Below are 9,652 nucleotides of genomic sequence, written 5' to 3'. Positions count from 1 at the left end.
CAGGACAAGTCCCAGCCGCCGGCAACGTTCGCCGCGCGGCTACTTAGGGTGCCCACACTCCAACCCGCTACAGCACCCGAAGTTGACAGTGGGAGTCTGTCGAACGCACTACGCGGCGAATCTCATGTCGGCGTGCCCGAAGTCGAGCTGGGGATGGGTCAAGGCGTTGCTGCACTCCATCTACGACCAGCCCGACGCCGAGGCGGTGCACGCCCAGTACGACCGGGTCCTGGACGCCCTGACCGACAAGCTGCCCGACGTGGCCGCCCACCTGGACGCCGCCCGAGCCGAACTGCTCGCCTTCACCGCCTTCCCCAAGGAAATCTGGCGCCAGGTCTGGTCGAACAACCCGAACGAACGCCTGAACCGGGAAATCAGGCGCAGGACCGACGTCGTGGGCATCTTCCCCGACCGCGACGCCATCACCCGCCTGGTCGGCGCCGTGCTGGCCGAGCAACACGACGAGTGGGCCGAGGGCCGCCGCTACCTCGGCCTGGACGTCCTGGCCCGAGCCCGGACCCGCGCCAGCGCCGAACACGCCACCACGGCGACCGGGCAGCCCGAGCTGGAGCCGGCCGCATGAACACCCGGACCAACCCCGCCACCACGCAACGCGAGCACGACCTCGCACTACTGGCCGCCGGCCACGAAACCGGCTGGTGGGACGAGCACGGCGTGCCCGCACCCTGGCCCGACGACTTCGACGAATGGAGGCCCACCACGAACGAGCCCGTCCAGCCCGACCCCGAAAACCCACCCTTCTAAGCCCAAAACGAAGGATCAGCCGTTACACCACTCCAAGGGACTTGACCTCGATCGGAGACCCGCCGTGCCCGCACCGGTATCGTCCCTCATCCCTGTCGCTGATGCACTGCTGGACCATGACGTGCGTGCCGGCCAGGCGGCGCCGGTGCAGGTGTGGCAGGTGCTGACGACGCTGACCGATCCGCGGCACCGGCAGGGGCGCCGGCACGAGTTGGCCACGGTGCTGGTCGTGTCGTTGGCTGCGGTGATGGCCGGGGCGCGCAGTCTGGCCGGGATCGCCGGCTGGGCGTCCGATCTGCCTCGGTGGTGCTGGCCCAGGTTGGGGATCGCGCGCTACCCGCCCAGTGTGTCCACGGTCCGGCGGGTGCTGCTGGCGGTGGACCCCGACGTGCTGGACGCGGTCCTGCACGCCTGGCTCGCCGCGCTGAGCACGCCGCCACCGCGCGTGCCGGACGCCTTCCGGGTGGTCGCGGTCGATGGCAAGACGTGCCGTGGTGCGCGCGGCGCCGGCGGTTCCCGGGTGCACCTGTTCTCCCTGGTCGACCACGCCACGGGCCAGCCCTTGGGGCAGGTCAACGCCGGCGACAAGGACCACGAGATCGCCGCGTTCGCAGCGGTACTGGACCGGATCGACCTGCGGGATGTGATCGTCACGGCGGACGCGCTGCACACCCAGCGCTGCCATGCCCGCTACCTGCACCGGCACGGCGGCAAGTACGTGTTCATCGTCAAGGGCAACCAGCCCCGGCTGCACGCCCAACTGCACAAGCTGGCCTGGGACCAGGTGCCGGTGGCCGACCACACCGAGGACAAGGGGCACGGACGCCGTGAGTCGCGCACCCTGCAGGTCCTCGGCGTCGGCTCGGGCATCGGGTTCCCGCACGCGAAGCTGGCCGTCCGGATCATCCGGACCCGTACCCAGGTGAGCACCGGCGCGACCGGTCAGGAGACGGTGTACGCGGTCACCAACCTCACCTGGGAGCAGGTCAGCGCGGCACAGTTGGCCGACATCATCCGTGGCCACTGGTCCATCGAGAACAGGGTGCACTGGGTGCGCGACATGTCCTTCGGCGAGGACGCCTCCCAGGTCCGCACCGGCACCGGTCCGCGCGCCATGGCGACCCTGCGCAACATCGCGATCGGGCTCCTCCGGACCCGGCACGGCGCGGCGAACATCGCCGCGGCAACCCGCACCCTGGGCCGCAGAATCGAGCAGCTCCTGGCGCTCATCGACCACCGAACGGCGCCCCATCCGTCACAGCGGTATCAACTTTGAACGAGCCCTGGGGTGGTCCCGGCCAGGTTCTGGCCGGGACCACCAGGTGCCACGCCTAAATTAGCTACAGCCGCTCGTGGAGCCGCAGCCTTCACAGACGAAGCAGGAACCTGCTGGCCGCATCTTCGTGCCGCAGGTCATGCAGATCGGGGCGTCGGCAGCCTTGCCCTGGAACTTCTCCAGCAGCTCCGCCGAGGAGTGCACGTCCTCCCCCGCGTCACGCGCAGAAGCCGCACCGGCACCGGACTGCACCGAGTCGTCCACCGGCCGCTCCGCCCGCTTCGACGAAGGTGCCGCCGACTGGGAGTAGGACTCCAGCTCACCCTCTAGGTCCTCATCGGAGTCGTCCGAGCCGGCGGTCGGCGCGGCATACGAGCCGGTGTCGAGCTGGCGCGCCCGCTCCTCGGCGGTGTGGATGCCCATGAACGACCGGGTCTCGAAGTCCATGTAGTCCAGCGCCAGCCGGCGGAAGACGTAGTCCATGATCGACTGCGCCATGCGCACGTCCGGGTCGTCGGTCAGGCCGGCAGGCTCGAACCGCAGGTTGGTGAACTTCTCCACGAAGGTCTCCAGCGGCACGCCATACTGCAGGCCGATCGAGACGGCGATGGAGAAGGCGTCCATCACACCGGCGAGGGTCGAGCCCTGCTTGCCGAACTTGAGGAAGAGCTCGCCCAGGCCGTCGTCCGGGTAGGACCCGGCGGTCAGGTAGCCCTCGGCACCGCCGACGGAGAACGACGTCGTCTGCGACGGGCGGCGCTTGGGCAGCCGCTTGCGGACTGGGCGGTATTCGACCACCTTCTCCACCTTGGCGGCGTCGCGAGCTGCGGCCGCGTCCTTCGCGGTCGAGCCACCGTCGGACAGCGGCTGGCCCACCTTGCAGTTGTCGCGGTAGACCGCGAGCGCCTTGAGCCCGAGCTTCCAGCCCTGGAAGTGCACGTCCTCGATCTCCTCGACCGTGGCGCTCTCCGGCAGGTTGACCGTCTTGGAGATCGCACCGGACAGGAACGGCTGCACGGCCGCCATCATCCGCACGTGGCCCATCGGCGCGATCGCCCGCGCACCCATCGCGGTGTCGAAGACCTCGTAGTGCTCCGGCTTGAGCCCGGGCGCGTCGATGACGTGGCCCTTGTCGGCGATGTATTCGACGATCGCCTCGATCGACTCCTCTTGGTAGCCGAGCTTCGCGAGCGCCCGCGGGATGGTGAGGTTGACGATCTGCATCGACCCGCCGCCGACGAGCTTCTTGAACTTCACCAGCGAGAAGTCCGGCTCGATGCCGGTGGTGTCGCAGTCCATCATGAAGCCGATGGTCCCCGTGGGCGCCAAGACGCTGGCCTGCGCGTTGCGGTAGCCGTGCTTCTCACCCTGCTTGACGACCGCGTCCCACGCTTTGGTGGCGGCACGGTGCACCGCGGTGTCCATGCTGTCGAGCGCGCGGATCTGGTCGTTGGCGGCCTGGTGCTTGCGCATCACCCGCTTGTGCGCCTCCGCGTTGCGGGCGTACCCGGCATACGGGCCGACCACCGACGCGATCTCGGCCGACTTCTTGTAGGCCGCACCGGTCAGCAGCGAGGTCAGCGCCGCAGCGAGCGAGCGGCCGCCCTCGGAGTCGTAGCCGTGGCCGGTCGCCATGAGCAGCGCGCCGAGGTTGGCGTAGCCGATGCCCAGCTGGCGGTAGTCGCGGGTGGTGTCGCCGATCGCCTCGGTCGGGAAGTCGGCGAAGCAGATCGAGATGTCCATCGCGGTGATGACCAGCTCGGCGACCTTCTGGTAGGTCTCGACGTCGAAGGTGTCGTCGTCGCGCAGGAACTTCAGCAGGTTGAGCGACGCCAGGTTGCACGAGCTGTTGTCGAGCGACATGTATTCCGAGCAGGGGTTGGACGCCGTGATCCGGCCGGTCTCGGGGTTGGTGTGCCAGTCGTTGATCGTGTCGTCGTACTGGAGGCCCGGGTCGGCGCACTCCCACGACGCCTGCGCCATCTTGGTGAACAACTCGCGCGCGTCGACCGTCTCGAGCACCCGGCCGTCGTCGCGGGCCTTGAGGCCGAACTCGGTGCCGTCCTCGACCGCGCGCATGAACTCGTCGGTGACCCGGACGCTGTTGTTGGCGTTCTGGTACTGCACGCTCACGATGTCCTTGCCGCCGAGGTCCATGTCGAACCCGGCGTCGCGCAGCGCGCGGATCTTGTCCTCCTCGCGCGCCTTGGTCTCGACGAACTCCACGATGTCGGGGTGGTCGACGTCGAGCACGACCATCTTGGCCGCGCGACGGGTGGCGCCACCGGACTTGATCGTGCCGGCGGACGCGTCGGCGCCGCGCATGAACGACACCGGGCCGCTCGCGGTGCCACCGGAGGAGAGCAGCTCCTTGGACGAGCGGATCCGCGACAGGTTGAGGCCGGCGCCCGAGCCGCCCTTGAAGATGAACCCCTCCTCCTTGTACCAGTTGAGGATCGAGTCCATCGAGTCGTCAACGGAGAGAATGAAACACGCGCTCACCTGCTGCGGGCTCTTGGTGCCGACGTTGAACCACACCGGCGAGTTGAAGCTGAACACCTGGTGCAGCAGGGCATAGGTCAGCTCGTGCTCGAAGAGGGTCGCGTCGTCCTCGGTCCCGAAGTAGCCGTTGTCCTTGCCGGCCTTGACGTAGGTCAGCACGACGCGGTCGATCAGCTGCTTGAGCCCGGTCTCGCGCGCCTCGGTGCCGAGCGCCCCGCGGAAGTACTTGGTCGTGACGATCGTCGAGGCGTTGACGCTCCAGAAGTCGGGGAACTCCACCCCGCGCTGCTCGAAGATCGTCTCCCCCGTCTTCCAGTTCTGCTGGACGACGTCGCGACGCTCCCAGGTCACCTGGTCATAGGGGTGCACGCCGGGCGTGGTGAAGATGCGCTCCACGGTCACGCCCCGCTTGCTGCTCTTGCCCTTCGCACCTGCACGTGCGCCGGTGGTCTCCGTCATGACTTGGCCTCCCTGGCCCCTAGTTGGGTGTTCTGTGCGTTTTCTTGTCGTATGTCGTGTGCCTGCGCCAGCGGGATCGCCCGCCGAAGTGCTGGGTTGCCTGTCCCCCTCATGGTCCCTCCGGGGTCTGACAACGGTCTGAAACCCGGCTGACCTGCGGTGAAGCAGCGGTGACGCGCGGGCGTCAGCTGCCTCGCGGCATACCGGATTTGCTCTTGTCCTGTTGTTGGTCGTGCTGGTCGTCCGGCTCGCGGCCGGTGGCGTCGCGCTCGGCCCGCAGCAGCGTGATCGCCGACTCGAAGTCCTCGAGGTTGTCGAAGGCCTGGTAGACGCTGGCGAACCGCAGGTAGGCGACCTCGTCGAGCTCGCGCAGTGGTCCGAGGATCGCGAGGCCGACCTCGTGGGCCTCGATCTCGGCGCTGCCCTGGGCCCGGATGGCCTCCTCGACCTGCTGGGCGAGCAGCGCGAGCTGGTCCTCCGTGACCGGGCGGCCCTGGCAGGCCTTGCGGACGCCGACGAGGACCTTGCCGCGGCTGAACGGTTCGCTGGCCCCCGAACGCTTGACCACCGACAGGCTCGCGGACTCCAACGTGGTGAACCGGCGGCCGCACTCCGGGCACTGCCGGCGGCGGCGGATCGCGGTGCCGTCGTCGGTGGTGCGGGAGTCCATCACGCGGCTGTCGGTGTGGCGGCAGAAGGGGCAGTGCATGGTTTCTCCCTCCTGTCGGTTCAACACCCGGCGGAGCCGGTTTGTGCCTGGATTTGTGCTGATCGTGCGGTGCGTTCTCGTGCTGGTCCAGGGCCCCCGTCGGGGTGGAACCTGTGGATCCGGCTGTGGGTAACTGGTGGGAAACCCTGTGGGAAACCATCGGCCCCTGTGGACGACGAAGGCCTATATGTGGACAACTCACATCCGTGTAACTACTACATCTAGTGATCGTAGGCGCCTGCATCACCGGACGCAAGGGCGGGGCGCGCGACGATCTGCGGCGTCGACATCGCCGCAGGTCAGCGGCTCGACACCCCGCGTGTCGCCGATGTCAGGCGGCGCGTCGGGCTGCGTGTCGGACCCCTCCTCGCCGGGCTTCCTGACCATTTCTTTACCTGTGGACGAGTGGGCCGGCCATGCTCACGCGGGCATACTCGCTCGTGTTTACGTGCGCTTGCGGCTCCTCGCATCCGCGCAGGAGGGAAGCATGGGGACACGATCCAACCGGTATGCCGTGCTGGCTGCGGGCGCGCTGCTCGGCAGCGCGTTGCTCGCCGGGTGCGGTGGCGACGAGAAGCCGAGTCCTCCGCCAACCGGCGGCGGCACCGTCGCGGGAGGTCCGACGACCGCTCCCCCGACCAACGACCCCACCGGCACGACCACCCCCAGTGACCCGGCGACGTCGTCGAGCCCCAGGCCGACCAAGGGCACGGAGGAAGCCGGCGCCCCTGGTGTCCCCAAAGCGGCCCGCCAGCACACCAACAAGGGCGCCGAAGCCTTCGTCCGGTACTACAACCAGCAGCTCAACATCGCTTGGTCAAAGCCGAAGACCGGCCTCCTCAAGCCCCTGAGTCTTCCGAGCTGCAAGACGTGTGCGGCATACGAAGGCACAGCCCGAGATAGCGAGAAGAGAGATCGTCACCTTGACGGGCCGGTATCTCGCCTGGCCGACGTGCAGATCACGCCGGCCACCAAGACCGGATCGATCTTGGCGACGGCAACGCAGCGTCTGCTTCGCAGATCGGTGGTCGACTCCAGTGGAAATGTGAAAGATCGCACCAAGGCCAAGACGATCTTTCCAGAGACCGAGCTCAAGTGGACCGGAGACGGCTGGCGGGTGGCCGAGATCCGACTGTTGCAATGAGAGTTCTTGAATTGCTCGGCGCTTCGTTGCTCTCGGCGTTGGCTCCAACGCTGGGACTGACCTCGAGCTTGAGCGCTCCGGCGCCCATGACCACGCCCGGGCTCACGTGTCCCGGTTACGAGATAGATACGTGCATCCTCGACCATGGAGGCGCAGGGCTGGGTGGATCCAGTAACGCGCAGGAAAGGCCGCAACGCTCGCCTGTTGATGAGGGTCCACTTCGGAATGCAAGAGAGGCGACCGGCGCTTCGGGTCAGGCGCACTGGGAGAACGCGGGTCAACGCTCACCTGTCATCTCGAAGCCGTCCGCAAAGGATGTCGAGTATGTGGCGGTAGTCCGTTGTACCGGCAACACACCGGCTGATCCGCGACGCAACTTCTGCGCGACCGCGGTCACATTCTGCACATCTACGTATCCAGAGTCTCCGGGGCCGCTCTCCGACGTGTGGAAGCGTGAAATCCCGAAGAAAGGATCACCCGGACCCTGGCAGAAGGTTGCATGGACCTGCTTCACCAATCGGGTTCCGGCATCGACGGGACCCGGACAGCAAGTCGCCGCACCGCCGAAGCCGGTGTTGACGGCTGGGATGATCCGGGAGGCCTGGCGGCATACGGCGTTTGCGAAGCCCTCCTTCACCAGCCAGCCCAAGGGCGGCACCACCCTGATCCGGCTGAAGACCTTCTTCCAGGTCGACTGGCCGACCAAGGGCTTCCAGCCGGAGGAGGTCGACCAGCCGGCGCGCTCGGCGATGCTCGGCCACGCTGTGCGGATCCGGCCCACCCTCGTCGGCTACACCTACGACTTCGGCGACGGGACCAAGGTCGGCCCCACGAAGTCGCCTGGCGGCTCCTACCCAGATGGCGACGTCACCCATGCCTACCCGAAGAAGGGCACCTACCACCCGACGGTCACGACCACCTACGGCGGCGAGTTCAGCGTCGACGGCGGCGACTGGATTCCGATCCCCGACACGCTCGACATCGCCGGCCCGGCCGGCACCATCACTGTCAAGACCTCCAAGAACCGCCTCGTCGCCCAGTGACGCCGAGGACGCAGGATGGCCCGCCGCGACCACATCGCCCGTCCGTGCTTCGCCAAGCGGGGAAGGCCGACAGTCAGGGGCGCTCCCGCGCCTCCTCGATCGTCGGCTCGAACAGCTCGAGCGGGTTGCCGCTGGGGTCCTCGACGATGATCTGGTTGCCGCCCACACCCTTGACGACATCGTTGCGGAAGGTCGCGCCGGCCTCCCGCAGCGTGGCCACCGTCGCCTCGAGGTCCTCGACCTGCAGCGAGACCCGGTTCCACCCGCCGGGCTGCGGCACGGTCCCGTCCGGCAGCGCCTGTCCCCCACCGCCCTGCGTGCTCGGAGCGCTCAACAGTAACCGCAGATCACCGCGCGAGAGGATCGCAAATGTCGGCGCCGGGTGCATCACCTCCGCGAACCCCAACCGTTCGCAATAGAAGGCGATCGCCTCGTCGACGTCCTGGACGATGTAGCGGACCGTGACCGACATGGACCTCACCTCACTCGCCCACCATGGTCTCCGAAGACCCCACGGAACGCCACCAGGAACACCGCGCGGAGGGCTCCGGGGCCAGAGTGTGGTGCCATAGAGGTATGACCCACCACGCTGCAACCCCAGATCAGGACGCCGAAACCCAGCTGGAGGAGTGCTGGAGTCCCGCCGGGCCGAGTGTCCGATCCACCTCTTCCGAGCTCGATCAGGTATGGAACCTCGACCGCCTGTCCAACGCCGCCCGCCGCTCCAAGAAGGAGTCGGACCAGGACAAGCTGTGGCGGGCGACGTTCGGCCTCGACCGCTGGTGGTGCGTGCCGATCGACTCCGGCGACGGTCACTGGGCACCGGCCGCTGGCGAGATCCGCGGCGTCAACACCCTCTTCGCCTTCAGCACCGAGCAGCGCGCCCGTCGCTTCGCGATCGAGCAGAACATCCTCGCGGCCGAGGGCGAGTTCCAAGGCGCACCAACCAGACCCGTGGACATCGTCCGCAACGCGAGCACCTACATCGCCTCGGGGGTCGAGGCGATCATGATTGACGGCCACCGCACCGGCCACTTCCTGCCGATGCAGAACCTCGGCCGCTACTGGGAGCAGCTCTGCGGCCCCCTGCCCGAGTAGTCATTCCCCCAGCGTGACCAGCCACTCGCTTCGTCGACTGGCCCAGCACCGCGCACTCCGCCTGCGTCCCCCGGACGCGACCGTCATACCGGCCATGCACGCCGGCATCTCGATGGGCGTCCCCCTCGTCGTCCTGCTGCTGACCGGGCACCGCGACCTGCTGTCGTTCGCAGCCTTCGGCGGATTCACTTCCCTCTACGGCCGCAACGCGCCGTATGCCGTGAAGGCGCCCATGCTCGCGGCCGTCGGCATCTTCATGTCGCTCTCCACTCTCGTGGGGACGCTGACTGCGGCCTACACCAGTCACATCCTCGTCGTCATCGCCGTCGTGGCGGCCGTCGCCGGTCTGGCGCGGTTGCTCTCCGATGCCACCCGCACAGGCGGACCGGCAGGCATCTTCCCCGTGTTCGCCGTCTCGGTGTGCGCCGAGCTGCCGGTCGGTCCGGAGGCCGTGGTGCCGGCCACCCTGACCTCCGCTGCCGTCGCGGGCTGGGCCTGGCTGACCTGCATGTCCGGCTGGGTGATCCGTCAGCACGGACCGGAGCGGGTCGCCGTCGCGCGGGCCCTCGAGGCGGTCGCCGACCGCGTCGGTGCCATCGGTGCCGACGGCGAGCTGTCAGCGAGACACCGCGCCGGCATGGCGCTCCGGGCCGCCT

At 68.1% G+C, this 9,652-nt stretch carries 9 protein-coding genes and 1 pseudogene; 7 read left to right on the top strand and 3 right to left on the bottom strand.

Translation table 11 applies throughout. The features are described 5' to 3' along the window. The 3 genes from FRW57_RS11985 to FRW57_RS11975 all read left to right on the top strand — a co-directional run. A partial coding sequence (locus FRW57_RS11985) for a transposase (RefSeq protein ID WP_238999405.1) occupies nucleotides 1-583 on the top strand: 583 nt, incomplete at its 5' end. Next, nucleotides 580-765, top strand: a complete 186-nt coding sequence (locus FRW57_RS11980) for a hypothetical protein (RefSeq protein ID WP_152186089.1) — start codon at nucleotides 580-582, stop codon at nucleotides 763-765. The genes FRW57_RS11985 and FRW57_RS11980, both read left to right, overlap by 4 nt. 64 nt (nucleotides 766-829) lie before the next feature. Further along, nucleotides 830-2,041, top strand: a complete 1,212-nt coding sequence (locus FRW57_RS11975) for an ISAs1 family transposase (RefSeq protein WP_152186088.1) — start codon at nucleotides 830-832, stop codon at nucleotides 2,039-2,041. Nucleotides 2,042-2,101: 60 nt separating this feature from the next. On the opposite strand, the gene FRW57_RS11970 is transcribed toward FRW57_RS11975, so the two are convergent. Beyond that, the gene (locus tag FRW57_RS11970; protein WP_152186087.1) at nucleotides 2,102-5,002 is read right to left on the bottom strand and encodes a vitamin B12-dependent ribonucleotide reductase; all 2,901 of its coding nucleotides are present in this window, start codon (nucleotides 5,000-5,002) and stop codon (nucleotides 2,102-2,104) included. Between the two features lie 184 nt (nucleotides 5,003-5,186). Continuing rightward, nucleotides 5,187-5,711 carry a transcriptional regulator NrdR gene (gene nrdR / locus FRW57_RS11965; protein WP_152186086.1) on the bottom strand — a complete coding sequence of 175 codons (525 nt, stop codon included), beginning with the start codon at nucleotides 5,709-5,711 and terminating at the stop codon, nucleotides 5,187-5,189. A gap of 487 nt (nucleotides 5,712-6,198) precedes the next feature. Here nrdR and FRW57_RS11960 point away from each other — a divergent pair, with 487 nt between their 5' ends. Together FRW57_RS11960 and FRW57_RS11955 are read left to right on the top strand one after the other, a co-directional pair. Then, nucleotides 6,199-6,855: a DUF6318 family protein gene (locus FRW57_RS11960; RefSeq protein WP_152186085.1), complete on the top strand. Its 657-nt coding sequence runs from the start codon at nucleotides 6,199-6,201 to the stop codon at nucleotides 6,853-6,855. 587 nt (nucleotides 6,856-7,442) lie between these two features. Beyond that, nucleotides 7,443-7,898, top strand: coding sequence for a PKD domain-containing protein (locus tag FRW57_RS11955; RefSeq protein WP_152186084.1), 456 nt, complete (start codon nucleotides 7,443-7,445; stop codon nucleotides 7,896-7,898). A gap of 73 nt (nucleotides 7,899-7,971) precedes the next feature. Here FRW57_RS11955 and FRW57_RS11950 read toward each other — a convergent pair whose 3' ends face one another. Then, nucleotides 7,972-8,370: a VOC family protein gene (locus FRW57_RS11950; RefSeq protein ID WP_152186083.1), complete on the bottom strand. Its 399-nt coding sequence runs from the start codon at nucleotides 8,368-8,370 to the stop codon at nucleotides 7,972-7,974. A 104-nt stretch (nucleotides 8,371-8,474) separates the two neighbouring features. Between FRW57_RS11950 and FRW57_RS11945 the strand changes: the two genes are divergently transcribed. Both FRW57_RS11945 and FRW57_RS11940 read left to right on the top strand, forming a co-directional pair. Further along, nucleotides 8,475-8,996: a hypothetical protein gene (locus FRW57_RS11945; protein WP_137123455.1), complete on the top strand. Its 522-nt coding sequence runs from the start codon at nucleotides 8,475-8,477 to the stop codon at nucleotides 8,994-8,996. 13 nt (nucleotides 8,997-9,009) lie between these two features. Continuing rightward, nucleotides 9,010-9,652: pseudogene (locus FRW57_RS11940) on the top strand (hypothetical protein); the annotation flags it as partial.

The sequence above is a fragment of the Segeticoccus rhizosphaerae genome, from assembly GCF_009192725.1.
Lineage (GTDB): Bacteria > Actinomycetota > Actinomycetes > Actinomycetales > Dermatophilaceae > Segeticoccus > Segeticoccus rhizosphaerae.
Note: the sequence above shows the minus strand (reverse complement) of the source record. Positions and strands in the feature narration are given on the sequence as shown.